The sequence below is a fragment of the Bacillus sp. BC05(2025) genome (assembly GCF_056725905.1).
In genome coordinates this window covers 367,437-386,657 of record NZ_JBWYRA010000001.1, presented here as the reverse complement: position 1 = coordinate 386,657, position 19,221 = coordinate 367,437, and the positions used below count along the sequence as shown (strand labels likewise).

Genomic DNA, 19,221 nt, shown 5'->3' with positions numbered 1-19,221 from the left:
CTTTTTATAAAGAGCTAGTCTTTTTTCATAGAAAGGGATGGAAGTATGAATTTACAGCGTGTTGAACAAATTGAAAATGATTTAATTTTACATGTACTACAGTATGCAGTTGGGCCAAGTGAAACTAGCTTAGAGAAAGCAGTTTTATTTTATGAAAGGAATAAAGGCACTTTGCATAGATTTGAAGAAAAGGCTTGCATAGGTATTGAAATAATTGGAACAAATAAAGCGAGAATATGCCACATAGCAGTCGTCCCGCAATATCGTTATAAAGGAATTGCGTTGCAAATGATAAAGGAAGTAGTAAGAATGCATCAATTGACGTATCTCGAGGCTGAGACAGACGATGAGGCAGTAGAATTTTATAAAAAAATTGGTTTTCAAGTTAAAAGTTTAGGAGAAAAATATCCAGGAATTGAAAGGTTTCATTGTTACATGGAGAAATAGTATAAAAATATGCAAATGTGCATTTAAGGTATAGTTTGAAAAAAGTAAGATTTACATTATATAATAAAGGTATCTGGAAAAATATAGATAAAAGAAATTAGGTGTATAACACATGAGAATGGATAAAAGTAAATTTATAAAAATTGCTACTTCAATAGGGGTATCATCTTTTTTATTAACTGGATGTGGCGATTATGAAGAAGATACTGCTCAACAAGAAAGTACTGCTGTTAAAACTGATGGTGGAAAACAAGAAACTTTAAATTGTAATGATAAAACGCCTACAAATGAAAATGTAGAAAATGATGAGTTATGTAAAGAAATGAATCCGTCATTTTCATCGTATCATGAAAATTCACATTTACCGATACTTCCATTCGTAGCAGGATATTTATTAGCAAGCAGAACTTCAAATATGAATTATACAGCAAAACCAAATATAATGAAGAAACCGTATGCAAATAATATTATTCCATATCGTGAAAAAGACCAAGGTAGAACTGGTGGCAGCGGTGGAGGAGGATACTACGGCGGAACTAACAGTAACAACAATAATTCTTCTAATAAAGTGGATTTAAATAAACAACAGCCAAATTCCTCAAATAAAGTGACGCCAGATACAAATACGCCGAAATCATCTACGACTCAAACGCCGAAAGTGAATTCTGGTTCCAGTGGAATTGGGAATGCAAAAGCGCCAGCCGGATCATAATACGAAAGGATAATAGGATCATGTATACAGAACAAGAGCAGAAAGAATATATGAAAGTATGGTTTTCACTTGCGGAAGAGGCTGGTCGGAATGGATTTACGTGGCCGAGTCTATTAGAAAAAGAAGAGTGGAATCAATATATGGCAACAGGTATGTATCGTATGCCGGTAAAGACTTATACTGCTATTTCAAAAGCGACAGAAGAAATTATGTATGTGTTATATAGAACGTATCAATATATTGTCAATACGACAGAAGATTTTCAAACACTAGGATTTCCAGCTGAAACGTGGGAAATTGCGAGAATGAAACATACTGGTTTGTTTTCATATTTTACGAGGTTTGATTTTATCGTAAATGATGAAGATATAAAATTAATAGAAGTAAATTGTGATACACCAACAGGTTATTTAGAGCCATCTGTCGCAAATGAAGTGTTGTGCCGTTATCATGAAGTGAACCATCCGAACCATATAGAAGAGCATATTGTGCAGGCGTGGGAACAAATTAAACATGATTATAATATAAGTCCTATCGAGACGATATATTTTACTAGTTATGATTGGCATGATGAAGACCATCAAACAGTTCAATTTTTAAGAAGCTATTGTTTAGACCAATCAACGGATTATATAGGTATACAAGATATTGTCGTTGCAGATGATGGTATATATACGCCAAATGGTGAACGAATCCATTATTTATATAGACTATATCCAATTGAATATTTAGTTTCAGATACCGATAAAAATGGGAAAAGAATTGGACTCCAGTTTTTAGATCATATAGCGCAAGGAAGAGTGAAAATCATAAATCCGCCAGCTGCTTTTCTTATGCAAAATAAAAGTGTACTCGCATTCATTTGGCAACTTTACGAAGAGGGAGTATTCTTTGAGGAAGAAGAGCGAGGAATTATACAGAAATACTTCCTACCAACTTATTTTACAAATAAACCGTTTATAGAAAAAAATGAATCATATGTTTCTAAACCTTTATACGGTCGTGAAGGCGGAGGGGTATCTATATACGAAAATGATGAGCTTTTAGCAGAAGATAAAACAACGTATTACTTTGAACAGCGGAAAATATATCAGCAATACATAGAAATGCCTGACTATACAATTGATACATGGGATGGTCCGTATACTGGTAAATTATTAATTGGTTCACACTGCATTAGCGGGAGAGCCGCAGGGTTATTTTTACGAGTAGGTGAGAAAATAACGGGAAACTTATCGATGTTTACAGGGGTTACAATTGAAGGATAAAGGATACAAAGAGCTCATCATTTTTGATGGGTTCTTTCGTTTACAGCTTGTTTTTATTGTTTTGGTGTAACGCCTAAAGTGTTCTTTTCGTTATATAAAACCAATATATTACTATTTTAATGTGTTGATAAAAACGATTAAGTTAAAAATTAAGAAAAATATGATAATATATGTATGTAGTAGTTTAAAACAAAATGGGGGAACAATCGTGAAAATGAATGACATAGTGGCAAGTACGCCATTGCCAAATACAATTAAAACAATTACAAATGATTTAAGAAAATTAGGGTTAGAAAAAGGAATGACGGTTATTGTACATTCTTCGCTAAGTTCTATTGGGTGGGTAGCAGGCGGAGCAGTTGCGGTAGTAGAGGCATTAATGAAAGTGGTTACAGAAGAGGGAACCATTATTATGCCAACGCAATCTTCAGATTTATCTGATCCAAAACATTGGTCAAGACCACCTGTACCTGAAGAATGGTGGCAAATTATTCGGGAAAACGTACCAGCATTTGAGCCGCATATAACACCAACAAGGGCAATGGGGAAGGTAGTTGAATGTTTTCGTACATATCCGAATGTAGTCCGTAGCAATCATCCATTAGGAAGTTTTGCTGCATGGGGAAAACATGCAGAAGAAATAACGATGAATCAGTCACTATCAATGAGTTTAGGAGAAGAGTCTCCATTAAGAAAAATATATGATTTAGATGGATACATATTATTAATTGGTGTTGGATATGACTCAAATACGTCTGTACATTTATCTGAAGTACGTTCTGGTGCATGTGAGTTAATAAAAGTAGGAGCGCCTATTATAGAAAATGGTGAAAGAGTTTGGAAAGAGTTTGTTGATATGGATTACGATTCTGATAAGTTTGTAGAAATTGGTGTAGCGTTTGAACAAAAGGCAACTGTAACAAATGGGAAAATAGGAAACGCAAAGTGTCGTCTTATGAAACAACGTGATATAGTTGACTTTGGAACAGAATGGTTTCGTAAGAAAAATAAGTAAGGGATGGTTACTATGAAGGGGAAAAAGGTATTAATTACAAGTGGTGGTTGTTTAGAAAAATGGGATCAAGTGCGTGGTCATACGAATATGGCAAAAGGAACAATAGGAAGAATAATCGCCGAAGAGCTTATAAATAAAGGGGCACATGTTATATATTTACACGGTTATTTTGCGGAGAAACCGAACGATATAAATAATCAATTGGAATTACATCCATTTGAAGGCATTGTTGATTTACAAGATAAAATGAAGAGTATAATTACGCACGAAAAGGTCGATGCAGTTATTATGGCAGCGGCTGGATCAGATTGGGTTGTAGACAAAATTTGTGATCAAGGTGGTAATGTTCTTAATATGAATGGAAAAATTTCTAGTGATATAGCACCAATTATTCATTTTCAAAAGGCTCCGAAAGTATTAAAACAAATAAAAGAGTGGGATCCAGAAACGGTACTCGTTGGATTTAAACTTGAAAGTGATGTGAATGAAGAAGAACTGTTTGAAAGAGCGAAAAATAGAATGAAAGAAGCTAAGGCGAGTGTAATGATCGCAAATTCACCACATTCTTTATATTCGCGAGGAGCAATGCACTACGTAATTGGACAAGACGGTAAAGAGAAGTCGTGTAATGGGAAAGATGAAACAGCGAAAGAAATTGTCAAAAGGTTAGAAGTACTATGTAATCGTGTTCCCACTTTATAATTTTAAGTATTTGGATAAGAGTAAATCCGCATAGTATATAGAAAGAAGCGAAACTTTAATTTATGAGAATTTTACTTTTGCACAAACGTTAACCATTTAAGATGGATACATAACATAATTAGTGAGGAGTGGATTCTATGGAACATTTATTAAAGCAAGCTATTAAACTAAGAAATGAAAAGAAATATGCGCAGTCCAAAGAGATACTTATCGGATTAACAAACTTTACGCGAGATGCAGAAGTGCTTTTTCAATGCGCTTGGATACATGATGTAATGGGACTTGAAACGGAGGCTGTGCCGTATTATGAACAGGCAATTGCAAACGGTCTTGATGGTGACTCACTTTGCGGAGCGTATATTGGTCTTGGCAGTACATATCGTTGTATAGGTGAGTATGACAAAGCGATTACTGTTTTAGAAACAGGTTTGCAGCAGTTCCCGGATAATGACGTGATAAAAATATTTTTATCATTAGCAAAATATAATGTAAACGATCATGAATCCGCAATGAAATTATTACTTGAAACAGTCATAAAAGTAGAGGAAGTAAAAGAGTTTGAGCGTGCCATTTCATTTTATAAAGACCATTTAGATGAGGTTTTTAAATAAGAGGGTGAACGTATGAATGTCGCATTATCAAGAAGGCGAAAGAGTATACGGTTTGGATTAATATCTTTCATCTTATTATCAAACTATGTATTGTATGCCTTTCCAATTGTACCATCTGCTCCGAAAGAAGTAATACTTGGTTCTTTGTTAGATTGTATGTTTGTAATTCCAGTCATTACGTATTTCTTTATTATTCGAAAAAGATACTCGTTAACGTATATATTTCCTGTCGTAATAGCTGGTTATATATTTGCAAGATTTATTATTCCAAGTGATTATTTTCAAGATTTTTCATACGTTTCTTATGTTATAGTAGCGGGAGAAATTGCATTTGTATGCGTAGAATTATTCCTTCTATATAAAATTGTTAAAATGCTACCTAATATAATACAAAAATATAAAGAATATAAAAGAGAGTATTCTTCATTTTCTTATGCAATTGATGCAGCGTTTGATGCTACTATGAAAAGAAATAAATTAGTAGATGTCATTGTAACAGAGTGTAAGTTAATCTACTATGCATTTTTATCGTGGCGCGTAAAAGCACCAGAAGGTGAATGTGTATACTCATACCACAAAAAGACTGGTGCAATAGGTGTATATACCATGATCATCCATGCAACCGTAATAGAAAGTATCGGTTTTCATTATTTACTTCATCAATGGAATCCAGTAGTAGCATGGATTTTACTTATTTTAAACGCATACGCAATGTTTTACTTTTTAGCTGAAATACAAGCAATGCGAAAAAATCCAATTATTGTTGCGGAAGAAAAAATAATCATTCAAATTGGATTAGGAAAGAAAATTGTTATACCATTTACACAAATTGATAAAATTGAGTTTTATAAAGGCGAACTTTTAAAGAAAGAGAAGGGAGTTCTTGACGCAACCGTTATAGAATTTATAAAGGAACCTCCGACATTTGAAATAACACTAAAAGGGTCAGTGAAGGCGCAATTGTTATATGGATTTTCTAAAACAGTAAGTCGTGTTCACTTAAATGTTGATGAGGAACGGAAGTTTTCTTATGCAGTTATGGAGAAGTTGAAGCGTGAATAATTTTACTAATTTTCATCGTGCGTTTGGGGTGTACGGCATTTGTATCGAAGACAATAATTTATTAGTAATTGATAAAATTAAAGGTCCATATAGAAATCGGTATGATTTACCTGGTGGTAGTTTAGAAGAAGGAGAATCATTACTAGCTGGACTTCATAGAGAGATGAAAGAAGAGACTGGGCTGAAAGTGAAGGTAGTAAACCAAATAGGTACAGTTGATTTTCAATTTTCATCACAATTCAAGGAGCACACACATGTTCATCATATCGCAGTTTTTTACTTTGTTGAAAGGTGCGAAGGTGAATTCAAAGTACCGGAACAATTTGAAGGGCAAGATTCAATAGGAGCTAGATGGATTCCGGTAGAAAGTATTACTGAAGATAATTCATCTCCTCTTGTATGTAGTGCTGTAGAGTGGTTAAAAGAATCTAAGTTTCGTTTGGAAGTAAAGGCATATAAATCATGGGTTATAAAATAATGATACAACTGGGAGTTCCTTCTAACTTAGAAGGAGCTTTTTTGTGGGAAAGAAAATGAGATTATATTAATAAAACAAGAAACGAATTCATTGAACGGCTTCTTAGTGGAAAAAGGGTTATAATGAAAGAACTACAACTAAAGGGGAATTTAAAAATGAGTTGCTTACATACGTCAGGGATTGAAATTATTGAAAGGAAAATTCGCTATGATGCTTCAACTGTAGATCATGCTTGTTTACTAATAGAAACGCAGACAGATAAAATTGTTTTGTATCATGAAGTACAGTACTCTTTTACTATGACAGCAAACGATACGAAGTTAACGATCCCGAAAGGAAGTTATACAGTTGCATATTACTGGGGAAATCGTCCATATAATTTATACGTTTGGAGAGATCAGGATGGGAGTTATCTAGGTTCTTATTTTAATATTGTAAAGAATACATGTATAACGGATGAAGTGGTATCCTTTGAAGATTTAATTGTTGATATTATGGTACTTCCAAGCGGAGAATTTTTCATATTGGATGAGGATGAATTACTTGAGCCGTTAGAACAATTTGAAGATGGATATGTAGAAAAAGCTCTGCATACAGTATTGAATACAATACAAGAGTTGCTTCCAAACATCATTATAGAAACTGCTACTATTTGTAAAAATAAATAAAGTTTAATAAAACCCAGTTGACTTATCGGAAATATTTGTATAATATGTAGTTAATTCTATAACGTATAGCTGATTGGAAAAACCAAAGGCATTTCATTACAAAATGAAATGCCTTTGGTTTTTTTATTATATAAATAATGAATCTGTTCATTTAGATGAATCATTTCAAGGAGGGAAAGTAGTGACTGTTTCAATTGAAGGGGTTTCAAAATATTTTTCGAAACAAACTGGTACGGTTCAAGTATTAGAAGATATTAATTTTCAATTAGAGAAAGGGGATTTTGTCACTGTAATTGGACCGAGTGGTTGTGGGAAAAGTACGCTTTTGAAAATTGTTGCAGGATTAGACAACGAATTTGAAGGTAAAGTTATCATCGATGGAGAGAAAATCGTAAAACCGAGTAAGAAACAAGGTTTTATTTTTCAAGAGCATCGCTTATTTCCGTGGTTAACAGTTGAAAAAAATATTGCTGCAGATTTGTCGTTAAAAGATAAGTACGTAAAAGATAAGGTAAAGGAATGGGTTGAAACCGTTCGATTAGATGGTTTTGAAACATCTTATCCGAAGGAAATTTCAGGCGGGATGTCACAACGTGTTGCGATTGCGAGAGCTTTATTAAGAGATCCGAATGTATTATTACTTGATGAACCATTCGGGGCACTTGATGCTTTTACTAGAAGTCATTTGCAAGAAGTACTGTTGAACATTTGGGAGCAGAAGAAAACGACAATGTTATTTGTCACTCATGATATTGACGAAGCGATATATCTTTCAAACCGAATTATCCTCATGAGTGCAAAGCCTGGAAAAATACATAAAGTGATTGAAAATAATTTACCTTATCCACGTAGTAAAACTTCGGAATTATTCCAAGAAATTCGTACGAAAGTATTACAACAGTTTGAACACGGGGGACTGATTCAAACGAGTATATAGGAAAAGGGTGGATTATATATGAATAAAAAAGGAAAAGTTCTTTCTTTTGCGTTAGTTATATCTTTATTTTTATTAGGATGCGAAAAAAGTACAGCAAGTAGTAAGAAGGAAGATGTAACAGTACAAATTGGTATTCAGCAAGGGTTAAGTCCACTATTACTAGCACAGAAAAAAGGATGGTTTGAAGAAGAGTTTAAAAAAGAAGGCGTTAAAGTGAAATGGACAGAGTTTCAAAGCGGACCTCCTTATTTTGAAGCAATCGCATCAAATCGATTAGATTTTGGTGAAGTTGGCAACTCCCCGGTTATTTCCGCGCAAGCAGCAGGTATTGAATTTACCGAAATTGCTAATACCAGTTATGCGAGGAAAGGAACTGGAATTCTAGTACAAAAAGATAGCAAGATTACAAGTGTAAAAGATTTAAAAGGTAAAAAAATTGCCGTAGCAAAAGGGAGTAGCGCGTTTAATTTATTATATCGAGCATTAGAAAAAGAAGATATCAATGCGAAAGATGTAAATGTTATTCAACTGCAACCAGATGAAGCGCAGCCAGCATTTGAATCAGGATCAGTAGATGCATGGGCCATTTGGGATCCATTCATTTCACTACATACGTTAAATAAAGGAGCAAAGGTTATTACAGATGGTGAACGATTAAGTGTTTCTTCACCAGAGTTTTTAATTGCAAGAACAAAGTTTGCAAAAGAACATCCAGAATTAGTTGAGAAGTTTCTCAAAGTTTATGAAAAAGCACGTGTATGGCAAGATTCCAACATTGATGAAGCAATAAAAATATATACTTCTGCAAAGAAAATAGATGCTGACATTGTAAAAGAAGTGTTTAATCATGACAAACCAATTTTAGTTCCAGTAACGAAAGAAATAATAGCGGAACAGCAAAAGACAGCGGATTTTCAATATAAACTCGGTTCTATAAAGAAAGAAATCAAGACAGATAAAGTTGTAGATAATTCTTTCGTAGAAAAAGCAGTAAAGGCGAAATGAAAAGAGGTTTTGTAAATTGGAGAATACGAAAGCTGTTATGAAAAGAGCGAGTATAATAATTGGTAAAAACAATGTAAAGAAAGTGAGAAAGACGAATGTAAAAGTGGTAGTAAGAGCGATTACGATACCAATTATCGTATTAAGTATTTGGCAGTTAGCCGGAGTGTTCAATCTAGTTTCTAAAACAGTTTTACCAACGCCGTTACATATATTACTAGCTTTTCAAGAACTTATAAAAACAGGAGAGTTATTCGGTCATTTAAACATTAGTGTGTTTAGGGCTGCGGCTGGATTCTTTATCGGCGGGAGTTTAGGCATTATTTTAGGGACGATTGTTGGATTTTCAACGAGAAGTGAGCAATATTTAGATCCGTCTGTACAAATGTTACGAACTGTACCTCATTTAGCTGTTGCACCGCTTTTCGTATTATGGTTCGGTTTTGGAGAAACATCGAAAGTATTATTAATTGCAGACGGTGCATTTTTTCCTTTATACGTAAACGCGTTTTTAGGAATACGGGGTGTAGATTCAAAATTATTTGATGTTGCGAGAGTGTTAGAGTTTAGTAAACGAAAATTAATTACGAAACTAATTTTACCAGCAGCATTGCCTAACCTTTTACTTGGAGCGAGATTATCATTGGGAGTTGCATGGGTGAGTTTAGTAGTAGCAGAACTTATGGGATCTACAGAGGGTATTGGCTATATGATTATGGATGCAAGGCAATTTTCAAATACAGATATTGTATTTGTCGGTATTATTATCTTTGCGTTCGTTGGGAAGTTTTCTGATTCACTCGTACGTTTACTAGAAGTGAAGTTTTTAAGATGGCGAGATAATTTTAAAGGAGAGACAGGGAATTAATATATAAATTATTAGGGGTAATTTATATAGAGTGTTTTAGTGGATTTTTCAAAACAATTAAGGGGTGTGTAAAGATATGGAATTGTTATGGTTTATTCCTGCTTATGGAGATGGTCGATATTTAGGAACGACAAAAAGAGGAAGAGCAGCTGAATATGGTTATTATAAACAAGTTGCACAGGCAGCTGATTATTTAGGATATACGGGTGTGTTACTGCCAACTGGTCAAGGTTGTGAAGATCCTTGGGTATTAGCATCGGCACTTGCCGCTGAGACTGAGAAATTAAAATTTTTAGTAGCAGTTAGACCAGGACTAATGTCACCGACAGTAGCAGCGAGGATGGCTTCAACATTTGATAGAATTTCAGATGGGAGATTACTTATTAATGTAGTAGCTGGAGGAGATCCTGTTGAATTGCAAGGTGATGGATTGTATCTTGAACATGATGAAAGGTATGAAGCAGCGGATGAATTTTTAAAAGTTTGGAAATCGACTTTACAAGGTGAAATGATCTCTTTAGAAGGAAAACATATTAAAGTTACAGATAGTAAAGTCGTGTTCCCGCCAGTTCAAACACCGTATCCACCAATTTATTTTGGCGGATCGTCTGCGGCAGGTAAAGAAGTTGCAGCGGAACACAGTGATGTATATTTAACGTGGGGAGAGCCACCAGAGCAAGTGAAAGAGAAAATAGAGGAAGTTAAAAAACTTACGGAAGAGAAGGGGCGTAACGTACGGTTTGGCATTAGGTTACACGTAATTGTAAGAGAAACAGAGGAAGAGGCATGGGAAGAGGCTGAAAAGTTAATTCAATATGTAGATAATGAAACGATTGAGCTTGCTCAAAAAACATTTGCAAGATATGATTCAGTCGGTCAAAAACGGATGACACATTTAAATAAAGGTACGAGAGAGTCGCTAGAGATAAGTCCTAACTTATGGGCTGGCATTGGGCTTGTAAGAGGGGGTGCTGGTACTGCCCTTGTAGGAGATCCGCACACAGTAGCAGAAAGAATAAAAGAATATGAAGCGTTAGGAATTGATACGTTTGTTTTATCCGGATATCCGCATTTAGAAGAAGCGTATGAGGTGGCAGAACTGTTATTTCCTTTATTGAAAGAGGAAAAGAAACAAGAAACTAAAATTGTTGGTGAAATGATAGCAGATGCTTATGCATTAAAAAAATAGTGAGGATTAAAGTTTCACCTATGTTTTGCTCCATTTTGTTTACTGCCTGTTAATAGGTGATAAAGAAAACCCGCAAATATTACACTTGCGGGTTTTCATCGTAAACTATTAGAAAATATGGTAAAATTAAATAGTAACTTAAGGTACGGTTGGTTGTTCAATTATCACTTCTCCAAAGTAGGAGGGGGGTGATAATACATGAGTGAAATAGCGTTGCTACTGCAGGGTGGACTGTTTCTCGTTGCATTGTTAACGTTCGTCGTCGTTTTAATAGACAAGCTCAAAAAATAACAACCCACCTATGCCAATAGAATGTGGGTTGTTTTGTTTGTAAGAAACAAATAGGATAAATGAACAATCCAATCTGCTAAGTTACGTGGACTAGTGTGTAGCCGCACACTAGTCTTTTTTATTTATATACAATTAATAATTAGTTTATGTGATTGTATTGTTCTTTTCATACTTATTATAACACAGTGTCTTTTCATCAAGAAAGGAGACCGTATGTTCTGATTTCGATTAAATAGAAGGAGTTTTTTCTTTAAATAGCCCATCCATATACTGTTTTAAAGTTTGGATATAAAATTCCTGCTTACTTACATTATTTACACCGACAATGGGTGATGGAAGTTCATATCTCTTTTCTGATAAATGAACGACAACATCAAAGATATCAAATAGACGAATGAAACAAAATAGGCCATCTTTATCACTTAATAAAATAAAGTAATGGTTTTCACTATTTGTATTTAATGTATTCCATAAAGAACTTTTACTTAAATCGCGCACAATGCTCTTTTCTTTTAATTCCATGAAATCGGAATTTGATAGAATATTAGAAATATCAATCGCATCTGGATCTTCAAAATAGCCATCAACGGCTTGTACAGCGAATGTATAAGCCATTTTTAATACACTCATTTTATACTTACGGTTATCTAAAAGTAATTCACGTTGAATAGAGCTAGCTACTTTCGTTACACGTTCTTCTTTCCAAATTTCGTTATGTAGTGAAATATCGTGCTTTTTACATAGTTTCATAATTAATGCATTGGAATAAAGTATTTCATCACTTACTTCAACAACATCAGTCTCAGCTGCCGCAAGTTCTTCACCATGCTCATTCGTATACAGGGGAGAGTCAATTTGTTTTTTCATTTGCTCAATCTTATATTGACTTAATTTATGCCGAATTAAGGGGCGATCAATATTTGTTGTCATTTGTTCATGACAAGTATCACAAATTGAGTTTGTAAAATAATATCCACATAATATTTCTGGGATGACATATTGTTCACTAAGTTCTTTCGTATCTTTTCTGCAAATGATGCATTGTGTCATTTTTATCACCTTTACCTGCAAATTTGTATGTAATTTCATTGTAGTGTATTTATTGGTATTTTGGAATATTGTAAAGGAAAATATTATGTGAAATTCTTGCTTATTTTGGTACAATGAAGTGAAGTGCTAGTTTAAAGGAGGACGTTTTTTTGAAATCGAAAGTGCACTTTTGGACATTAGAAGTGCTAATGGTTGTAGCGATCATATTTATTTGCACAAAAATATCGTTTCTATTTCAACCAATTGGTATCTTCATATCAACGCTGTTTTTCCCAATCTTAATCGCGTTATTTTTATACTTCATATTTAATCCGGTGTTAGTCTTTTTAGAGGAGAAAAAAGTACCTAGAAATTTAGCGATTTTACTGTTATATCTTTTTATCATAACATTAACTGCGGTTGGCGTTGGGGTAGTTGTTCCAACGATCTCACAACAGCTAATGGATTTGGTGAAAAATATGCCAGGCTATATAAAAGAGGGAAAACTATACATACAAGATTTATCCCATCATAGATTGTTTGAATGGTTATCTACACAAAACTATGTTTCCATTGAAACAATTGAAAAAAATGCAATTGAATACTTAAAGGATATACCAAACACGATTACGTCGAGTGCAACGGCTTTATTTGGTATTATAACGAACGTCGCATTAGTGATTTTCACAGTACCGTTCATTTTATTTTATATGTTTAAAGATGGACATGCGTTTCCAGGAAAAGCAGTAAGTTTATTACCAGAGTCATACCGTGAAGAAGGGCTTCGTATCATTAAAGAAACGAACGAAACATTATCTGCATATATTCAAGGGCAAGCGCTCGTTTGTATATTTGTAGGTGCTTTTACTTTTATCGGCTATTTAATTATCGATTTACCGTATGCTTTCGTTTTAGGAATTATAGCAGCATTTACAAATATCATTCCTAACTTAGGTCCGTTTATCGGTGCAGCACCAGCTGTTATCGTAGGTCTGTTCGTATCTCCGATGCAAGCATTGTACGTAATTATTATCGTAACAATTGTACAACAATTTGAAAGTAACATCATTTCACCGCGTATTATGAGTTCAAAGTTAAATATCCACCCGTTAACAATTATTATTTTAATTTTAGGGGTAGGTAACTTTGCGGGAATTATCGGAATGATTTTGGCAGTGCCAGTTTATGCAGTAACGAAAACAGTTGTATCGAACTTAGTGAGACTGTTTAAGACGAAACGAAGTAATCGAAAATAATATATGTTGAGAAAGATACACCGCTTTTTTAGTGGTGTATCTTTTTGTTTGTTAATCAATGTTAAAAAGTGTATTGATGCAATTTTATTATATATTTATTACATATCAAATGTAGCGGGAAATTTGTACGATATAGCCTCGTAAAACTATGTGGAATCCCTCTGAACTATCCAAATCATTTCCTTACAACGTGCTATCAACATCATAATCGACTCCTTTCAAGTTTTATATTTTTAAAGGATTATAGGTGAGAGTAGTATTTGCTTCTACGATCTCGAATTTCGTCTAAAACCTGTTTGTATTGTTGTTCTTGTTTTAATTCAGCTTCAGAATAGTTTTTTTTCTGAATTGTAATTGTTAAAAAGAAAAGGTGAAACTTCATAATACATTCCTCCTTTCGAAAGGAATTATAGATGGCTACAGTAGTGACTTTGGCGTTCTTTTACATCTTCCATAGCTTTATTAATTTGATGATCATGCAATATTTCACTGTCGGAGAACTTAGTTTTTTGAATCGTAATGGTTAAAAAGAATACTTTAAATTTCATAAGTGTATTACCCCTTTAAAAGTTATTTAAAACAGACGGCTGTAATAAGAGGCTTGACGCTCTTTTACTTCGTCCATAATAGATTGAATGTGTTGCTCACGTGAAATTTCTTTCTGTGAGAGTTTACGTTTTTGAATGGTAATCGTTAAAAAGAATGCTTTAAATTTCATTAGGAAAGTGCTCCTTTAAAAGTTATTTAGAAAAGACGGCTGTAGTAAGAAGCTTGGTGTTCTTTCACTTCGTCCATAATAGATTGAATGTGTTGCTCACGTGAAATTTCTTTCTGTGAAAGTTTACGTTTTTGAATGGTAATCGTTAAAAAGAATGCTTTAAATTTCATTAGGAAAGTGCTCCTTAAAAATATATTTTTAATACATATGTGTATAATATGAACTTTTAATGTCAGTCATTTTATCAGTCAGTTGTTTTATTTGTTGTTTACGATTGATTTCAGCTTCAGTTAAAGTATTCTTCTGAAGTACAGTCGTAAAAAAGAAAATATGAAAAGTCATAAATGAATTCCTCCTTTCGAAAAGGAATTACATGTGATCACAATAAAGTGCTTGGCGCTCCTTAACATCATTCATAGCTTTTTCTATTTGCTCATTATGAAACATTTCATCTTTAGAAATTTTATTTCTTTGAATTGTAATACTTAAAAACAATACGCTAATAGTCATCGAATGTTGCTCCTTTCTTAAAAAAATGATGTAAGAGGCTAAAAAATCGCACAAAAAAGCCACAGGAAGATATAGTTCTCCTATGGCAGGGCGTGAAAAAGCCACAGGAAAGTATACGACCTCCTGTGGCGAATTTATGAATTAATCGAAATAATGTACGATTTTCAATTCTCCATTAGGTTGGTCGAATTCATATTTAATTGTCCAGAAAACACAGGTGCAGTTAACGCTAAAGTTAAAGCATGCAATTGTAATTTCATCATTTCCTTCGACCTCCTTTTAGAATATTTTTCTTACGTTAGTAAGTATATACAATTAATGGATAATTGTAAACAGAAAAAGTGAAAATTTTTAATTTTGATTAAAATGCGTATATTTTAAAGGGTTTTGAGAAGGTGTATTGTAATTAACGAAATATCGATAAAAATGGGGGATGCTAAATGAAATATATGCATCGTATTGTAGTTGTTATGCTAACAATTTTTTTATTTATTACTGCTTGTTCTAGCGGAGAAAGAATAAAAGAAATATCTGATGTGAAACCTGGTGACTTTAAGAAATATGCTGGAACATATGTTGGTAATAACTCAGATGTGGTTGCAATTGTTAATCATTTACCCGGTAGTGATACATTTCAAAGTATTAGTTTAGAGAATGAAAGTATAAAGGTGTACTATGGTGCAAAAGGAAATGGAACTCTGACAGAAGACATGGTTGAGACGTATTGGTTTGATGGTAAGGATACGATGGAGAAGAATTTTTTCTTTAACGTTATTTATCTAGCGATTTTAGTACCAAATGCGAAAAGCTACGAGTTTCAAGTAGAAAATAAAAATTTCACGATAAAAAGAGAAGAAATACTATCAATCCTGTATGAAAAATTTGATGATTTCCCAAAAGAAAATGATATATGGGATAAAAAGAAAGTAGTAAAGTTTCTTAAAGATAAAAATGAAAAAATTACAATGCTTGTGGAAGATAAAGATTTTCGGAAATCTTTATTTGCTAAATATCCAGTGCAGCCTTTTTAATTACTTTTATTACACTTGTCGTTTTAAGATACGGTTCAAGACAATATATTGTTGACTTAGATCAGCAAACAATAGGTTTATTATTTTATGTTGTTGCAGTATCGTATATTATTCCTTGGAGAATTGCTTGTTATATAAAGTTTAGGAAAGTTTGGCGGGAAAATAATAATCATGCTTTATAAGAAAAAACTTTTCTTTTGAGAAGTTTTTTCTTTTTATATGTAATTGAAATCATTTGTTGAAGTGCAAGCTACCATACAATATGATGAATATAAAATGAGAAAGTAGGCGATATAAAAATGCGCACAATTTTACTTTTTCTAAACGACATGTCTATTAATGAAATTGAGGACATTAGGAAAAAACATGATCCTTTATTTGGTTTAATCCCACCGCATATTACAGTTATATTCCCATTTGAAAGCTCGATTTCAAATGATGAGCTGAAGTTACATATTTTAGAATTATCAAAAGGGATACAAGAGATAGAAATTAAATTTGCGAATCAAATTACAGGTGAAGGGGAATATTTGTTTTTACGAGTTGAAAAGGGGAAAAAACAAATAGAAGAACTACATGATTTGCTTTATACAGGACCTTTAATACAATTTTTAAAAGAAGATATTCCATACATACCACATGTAACAGTCGGGAGAAAAGAAAGTGCTGAGTTAGCTACTGAAGCAGCTAAGGATATTCATAGTTTCCATGAAAAGTTACAATGTGTAATTGATAAAATTAGTGTAGAGCGAATGGGAGAGAACGGGGAGTCAATTATTGAATTTGAAGTACCGTTGCAAAGAAGCTGACAAAAGTCAGCTTTTTTGATTCGTAACATAAAGTAAAGCACCAATCGCACCGCTATTACCACCATCTTGTAAAAAAATAGGTGTTTTATTTTGATATTTTGTGTAGCTCCGAATAATATTTTGAAGGTGTACGTTATTACATAAAGTGGAACCGATATAAATAATATGGTCAATGTTTTTTGTTTCGGCGACTTGTAGGCTTAATGCAGTAACGACTTCACCGACGAGTCCTTGTACAGTAGCAAGTATGTCTGAGCTATTATATTTTGATTCTGAAATAGCGGCTTTACCAAAATTGCTAGCAGTTAAGCTATTATCAATAGGAGAGAGAATACCACCATAAATATCTCCAACCGTAATATCTAAATCTGTTCTAGAACCTACTTTTGTTAAAGGAATCACATCTTCAAAATGATCTATATTTGTTAATAATTTTGAAAGCCCCATAATAGTACCACCACCAACACCGGTTCCACCAGCACGAACATATTTGTCATTATACACGTAATGAATGGAAGTGCCTGTACCAATATTTGTTAAAATGAAGTTATTTATATCATATTTCTCTTCTTTTAATATGTATCGTACACCTACAAGAGTAGCTTCAAATTCGTTTAGTTCTACTATTTTATATGAGGGGGAAAGTAGTTTCTGTAATTGTTTTGCTTTACCACCTGTAATACATATTTGTTTTATACCAGCATTTTTCTTAAGCCAATCTATTATTTTATTTTGTTTATTGGATTGAAATTTTTGAAAAGTTAATTGTTTTCGTTCGTTCAAATAAGCAATTTTCGTTAATGTTCCTCCAGCATCGATACCGATAGTACTTTCCATTTTCCTGCCCCTAACCAAGTTATTTATTTACCCTTTTCATGTTAGTAAAAAGAATTTGCAGGAGATAGATCCCCTGTAGGATTACATCGTCTCTATTCTGCTTGATATATTAATAGCTTTTCTATCGTTACAATCGGCTGATTGTTTACAGTTGCAGTACCTTTACCGAGAATAAAACCTCGGCGATTACGAGTTAGCTCATAATGTAAATCCAGTTTATCACCGGGGTATGCTTTTCCGTGGAATTCAACCCCATCTAATGAGGAGAGGAAGCCTAGTCCTTCAGAGCCACTCGCATGTACAAATGCACTAAGCTGAGCAAGTGCTTCTACAATTAACATATGAGGCATATGTTTTTGACTATCATTTATAAACCACTCGTTATTTGTAATGAGTTTATATCCCGTAACGGACTCACCATGTTTTATATTTGTTACGTTATCAATCATTAAAAATGGATAACGATGTGGAAGTGTGTCTGTAATATGCATATGAAAGTACCTCCAATGAATAATACCCCTGCTACAGTTAAGCAGGGGAGTTATCATTAATTTTTAACTAATTCATTTACTTTTTCAAGAGAAAAAATACCGCTATTTCTAATGTTTTCAACAACTTGTTGCAGCACTTCTTTATCCTGAACAAGTGCAATACGTACAAAGCCTTCTCCGTGAGGTCCAAATGCATGACCTGGTGTAACAACGACATTCGCACTATCCATTAATGCATAAGCGAAATCTATAGAAGTCCAGCCTTTTGGAATTTCGGCCCAGACGAACATACTACCAGCGGGCTTATCGACATTCCAGCCAAATGTTCGGAATCCATCAACTAAAGTATCTCTACGTTCTTGATAAATACGGCGGTTTTTCTCACAAAAAGCAGCACCGTTTCTTAGTGCAGCTGATGCTGCTTTTTGAATTGGTAAAAACACTCCGTAATCTGTATTTGATTTAAATTGCGTAAGTGCACGAACAATTTCTTCGTTTCCAATCATATATCCAATACGGCTACCTGCTAAACTATAACTTTTTGACAAAGAGTTGATTTCTACGCCAACTTCTTTAGCACCAGGTACAGAGAGGAAGCTAATTGGTTTTTTACCATCAAAATAAAATTCAGCATAAGCAAAATCATGGACAACGATAATATTATGCTTTTTCGCGAATGCGATTACCTCTTTAAAGAAATCTTCATGAGCCATTGCTGGAACTGGATTTCCTGGGAAGTTTAAAATCATCATCTTTGCTTGATCGGCAATTTCTTTAGGAATTAGCTCTAAGTTAGGTAAGAAATCATTATCTTTCTTTAATGGCATGTAATAGGATGTTGCACCAGCCATTTGAATTCCTGTTTCATAAGCTGTATATCCAGGGTCAGGAACTAATATAATATCTCCCGGATTCGCATAAACCATAGGTAAATGAACGAGCCCATCTTGTGAACCCATCAATAATAGAACTTCTTTATCGGCATTTAATATAACATTATGAGTGTTGTTGTAATATTCAGTTACAGATTCGTGAAATTCTTGAATACCACTTAATGTGTATCCATAGCTTTCTTTTTGATTTGCTGTATGTACCATTTCTTCTCTTACGAAGTCAGCAGGTGGCATATCAGGATTCCCGATACTTAAATCAATCATTTTGTGACCTGCTGCAATTTGTTCTTTTTTATAAGCCCCTAATTCACTAAATATAGAAGATTGGAATGCTTTCATTCTAGTTGCTAACGTGTAAGTCATCAAAACCCCTCCTAAAAACAGTGTTTTCTATCTG

27 protein-coding genes and 1 pseudogene are annotated in these 19,221 nt (G+C 33.7%); 18 read left to right on the top strand and 10 right to left on the bottom strand.

Annotated features, from left to right (window positions below; translation table 11 throughout):
• The first annotated feature begins 45 nt into the window (after nucleotides 1–45).
• From ACZ76X_RS02145 to ACZ76X_RS02080, 14 genes are all read left to right on the top strand, one after another.
• Nucleotides 46–447 (top strand): GNAT family N-acetyltransferase, encoded by a 402-nt coding sequence (locus ACZ76X_RS02145; protein WP_479849354.1) that lies wholly within the window; start codon nucleotides 46–48, stop codon nucleotides 445–447.
• A gap of 112 nt (nucleotides 448–559) precedes the next feature.
• Nucleotides 560–1,159, top strand: coding sequence for a hypothetical protein (locus tag ACZ76X_RS02140; protein ID WP_479849353.1), 600 nt, complete (start codon nucleotides 560–562; stop codon nucleotides 1,157–1,159).
• A 20-nt stretch (nucleotides 1,160–1,179) separates the two neighbouring features.
• A complete protein-coding gene (locus ACZ76X_RS02135) occupies nucleotides 1,180–2,427 on the top strand; it encodes a glutathionylspermidine synthase family protein (RefSeq protein ID WP_479849352.1) in 1,248 nt (415 codons plus the stop codon).
• Nucleotides 2,428–2,641: 214 nt separating this feature from the next.
• Nucleotides 2,642–3,442 carry a BA2930 family N-acetyltransferase gene (gene aacC, locus ACZ76X_RS02130; protein ID WP_479849853.1) on the top strand — a complete coding sequence of 267 codons (801 nt, stop codon included), beginning with the start codon at nucleotides 2,642–2,644 and terminating at the stop codon, nucleotides 3,440–3,442.
• Nucleotides 3,443–3,454: 12 nt separating this feature from the next.
• Nucleotides 3,455–4,144, top strand: a complete 690-nt coding sequence (locus tag ACZ76X_RS02125) for a phosphopantothenoylcysteine decarboxylase domain-containing protein (RefSeq protein ID WP_479849351.1) — start codon at nucleotides 3,455–3,457, stop codon at nucleotides 4,142–4,144.
• 137 nt (nucleotides 4,145–4,281) lie between these two features.
• Nucleotides 4,282–4,755, top strand: coding sequence for a tetratricopeptide repeat protein (locus ACZ76X_RS02120; protein WP_479849350.1), 474 nt, complete (start codon nucleotides 4,282–4,284; stop codon nucleotides 4,753–4,755).
• Nucleotides 4,756–4,767: 12 nt separating this feature from the next.
• A complete protein-coding gene (locus tag ACZ76X_RS02115) occupies nucleotides 4,768–5,817 on the top strand; it encodes a hypothetical protein (RefSeq protein ID WP_479849349.1) in 1,050 nt (349 codons plus the stop codon).
• The gene (locus tag ACZ76X_RS02110) at nucleotides 5,810–6,295 is read left to right on the top strand and encodes an NUDIX hydrolase (RefSeq protein ID WP_479849348.1); all 486 of its coding nucleotides are present in this window, start codon (nucleotides 5,810–5,812) and stop codon (nucleotides 6,293–6,295) included. Before ACZ76X_RS02115 ends, ACZ76X_RS02110 begins: the two co-directional genes overlap by 8 nt.
• A 155-nt stretch (nucleotides 6,296–6,450) precedes the next feature.
• A complete protein-coding gene (locus tag ACZ76X_RS02105; RefSeq protein WP_479849347.1) occupies nucleotides 6,451–6,963 on the top strand; it encodes a DUF402 domain-containing protein in 513 nt (170 codons plus the stop codon).
• 181 nt (nucleotides 6,964–7,144) lie between these two features.
• Complete coding sequence (locus ACZ76X_RS02100) at nucleotides 7,145–7,900, top strand: ABC transporter ATP-binding protein (protein ID WP_479849346.1); 756 nt, start codon at nucleotides 7,145–7,147, stop codon at nucleotides 7,898–7,900.
• An 18-nt stretch (nucleotides 7,901–7,918) separates the two neighbouring features.
• A complete protein-coding gene (locus ACZ76X_RS02095; RefSeq protein WP_479849345.1) occupies nucleotides 7,919–8,905 on the top strand; it encodes an aliphatic sulfonate ABC transporter substrate-binding protein in 987 nt (328 codons plus the stop codon).
• A 16-nt stretch (nucleotides 8,906–8,921) separates the two neighbouring features.
• On the top strand, nucleotides 8,922–9,770 hold the full coding sequence (locus tag ACZ76X_RS02090; RefSeq protein WP_479849344.1) for an ABC transporter permease: 849 nt from the start codon (nucleotides 8,922–8,924) through the stop codon (nucleotides 9,768–9,770).
• A 76-nt stretch (nucleotides 9,771–9,846) separates the two neighbouring features.
• Entirely contained in the window at nucleotides 9,847–10,959 is a 1,113-nt protein-coding gene (gene ssuD / locus ACZ76X_RS02085; RefSeq protein WP_479849343.1) for an FMNH2-dependent alkanesulfonate monooxygenase, read from the top strand.
• Nucleotides 10,960–11,157: 198 nt separating this feature from the next.
• Nucleotides 11,158–11,250, top strand: a complete 93-nt coding sequence (locus tag ACZ76X_RS02080) for a putative holin-like toxin (RefSeq protein WP_001289320.1) — start codon at nucleotides 11,158–11,160, stop codon at nucleotides 11,248–11,250.
• Nucleotides 11,251–11,478: 228 nt separating this feature from the next.
• On the opposite strand, the gene ACZ76X_RS02075 is transcribed toward ACZ76X_RS02080, so the two are convergent.
• Nucleotides 11,479–12,300 carry an HNH endonuclease gene (locus ACZ76X_RS02075; protein ID WP_479849342.1) on the bottom strand — a complete coding sequence of 274 codons (822 nt, stop codon included), beginning with the start codon at nucleotides 12,298–12,300 and terminating at the stop codon, nucleotides 11,479–11,481.
• Between the two features lie 149 nt (nucleotides 12,301–12,449).
• Between ACZ76X_RS02075 and ACZ76X_RS02070 the strand changes: the two genes are divergently transcribed.
• Nucleotides 12,450–13,535, top strand: a complete 1,086-nt coding sequence (locus ACZ76X_RS02070; protein ID WP_000837888.1) for an AI-2E family transporter — start codon at nucleotides 12,450–12,452, stop codon at nucleotides 13,533–13,535.
• Between the two features lie 241 nt (nucleotides 13,536–13,776).
• Here ACZ76X_RS02070 and ACZ76X_RS02065 read toward each other — a convergent pair whose 3' ends face one another.
• From ACZ76X_RS02065 to ACZ76X_RS02040, 6 genes are read right to left on the bottom strand one after another with little or no spacing between them, the layout of a single operon-like run.
• Nucleotides 13,777–13,917 carry a YrzI family small protein gene (locus tag ACZ76X_RS02065; RefSeq protein WP_479849341.1) on the bottom strand — a complete coding sequence of 47 codons (141 nt, stop codon included), beginning with the start codon at nucleotides 13,915–13,917 and terminating at the stop codon, nucleotides 13,777–13,779.
• Between the two features lie 25 nt (nucleotides 13,918–13,942).
• Nucleotides 13,943–14,083 carry a YrzI family small protein gene (locus ACZ76X_RS02060; RefSeq protein WP_000669812.1) on the bottom strand — a complete coding sequence of 47 codons (141 nt, stop codon included), beginning with the start codon at nucleotides 14,081–14,083 and terminating at the stop codon, nucleotides 13,943–13,945.
• Between the two features lie 26 nt (nucleotides 14,084–14,109).
• Nucleotides 14,110–14,253 carry a YrzI family small protein gene (locus ACZ76X_RS02055; protein WP_000668969.1) on the bottom strand — a complete coding sequence of 48 codons (144 nt, stop codon included), beginning with the start codon at nucleotides 14,251–14,253 and terminating at the stop codon, nucleotides 14,110–14,112.
• Nucleotides 14,254–14,279: 26 nt separating this feature from the next.
• Nucleotides 14,280–14,423, bottom strand: a complete 144-nt coding sequence (locus ACZ76X_RS02050) for a YrzI family small protein (RefSeq protein ID WP_073515397.1) — start codon at nucleotides 14,421–14,423, stop codon at nucleotides 14,280–14,282.
• 28 nt (nucleotides 14,424–14,451) lie between these two features.
• Nucleotides 14,452–14,595, bottom strand: coding sequence for a YrzI family small protein (locus tag ACZ76X_RS02045; RefSeq protein WP_048525995.1), 144 nt, complete (start codon nucleotides 14,593–14,595; stop codon nucleotides 14,452–14,454).
• Nucleotides 14,596–14,622: 27 nt separating this feature from the next.
• Nucleotides 14,623–14,763 carry a YrzI family small protein gene (locus tag ACZ76X_RS02040; protein ID WP_000156179.1) on the bottom strand — a complete coding sequence of 47 codons (141 nt, stop codon included), beginning with the start codon at nucleotides 14,761–14,763 and terminating at the stop codon, nucleotides 14,623–14,625.
• Between the two features lie 440 nt (nucleotides 14,764–15,203).
• Here ACZ76X_RS02040 and ACZ76X_RS02035 point away from each other — a divergent pair, with 440 nt between their 5' ends.
• The 3 genes and pseudogenes from ACZ76X_RS02035 (at nucleotide 15,204) to ACZ76X_RS02025 (ending at nucleotide 16,603) form a co-directional block, all read left to right on the top strand.
• On the top strand, nucleotides 15,204–15,794 hold the full coding sequence (locus tag ACZ76X_RS02035) for a DUF4825 domain-containing protein (RefSeq protein WP_479849340.1): 591 nt from the start codon (nucleotides 15,204–15,206) through the stop codon (nucleotides 15,792–15,794).
• Nucleotides 15,779–15,976 (top strand): annotated as a pseudogene (locus tag ACZ76X_RS02030) (CcdC protein domain-containing protein); the annotation flags it as partial. The gene ACZ76X_RS02035 and the pseudogene ACZ76X_RS02030, both read left to right, overlap by 16 nt.
• Before the next feature lie 117 nt (nucleotides 15,977–16,093).
• Complete coding sequence (locus ACZ76X_RS02025) at nucleotides 16,094–16,603, top strand: 2'-5' RNA ligase family protein (RefSeq protein ID WP_479849339.1); 510 nt, start codon at nucleotides 16,094–16,096, stop codon at nucleotides 16,601–16,603.
• A gap of 6 nt (nucleotides 16,604–16,609) precedes the next feature.
• Here ACZ76X_RS02025 and coaW read toward each other — a convergent pair whose 3' ends face one another.
• The 3 genes from coaW to ACZ76X_RS02010 all read right to left on the bottom strand — a co-directional run bounded on the left by coaW (nucleotide 16,610) and on the right by ACZ76X_RS02010 (nucleotide 19,187).
• Nucleotides 16,610–17,440: a type II pantothenate kinase gene (gene coaW / locus ACZ76X_RS02020; protein WP_479849338.1), complete on the bottom strand. Its 831-nt coding sequence runs from the start codon at nucleotides 17,438–17,440 to the stop codon at nucleotides 16,610–16,612.
• A 92-nt stretch (nucleotides 17,441–17,532) separates the two neighbouring features.
• Nucleotides 17,533–17,931 carry a 3-hydroxyacyl-ACP dehydratase FabZ family protein gene (locus ACZ76X_RS02015; protein WP_479849337.1) on the bottom strand — a complete coding sequence of 133 codons (399 nt, stop codon included), beginning with the start codon at nucleotides 17,929–17,931 and terminating at the stop codon, nucleotides 17,533–17,535.
• Nucleotides 17,932–17,987: 56 nt separating this feature from the next.
• The gene (locus ACZ76X_RS02010) at nucleotides 17,988–19,187 is read right to left on the bottom strand and encodes an LL-diaminopimelate aminotransferase (protein ID WP_479849336.1); all 1,200 of its coding nucleotides are present in this window, start codon (nucleotides 19,185–19,187) and stop codon (nucleotides 17,988–17,990) included.
• Nucleotides 19,188–19,221 lie beyond the last annotated feature (34 nt).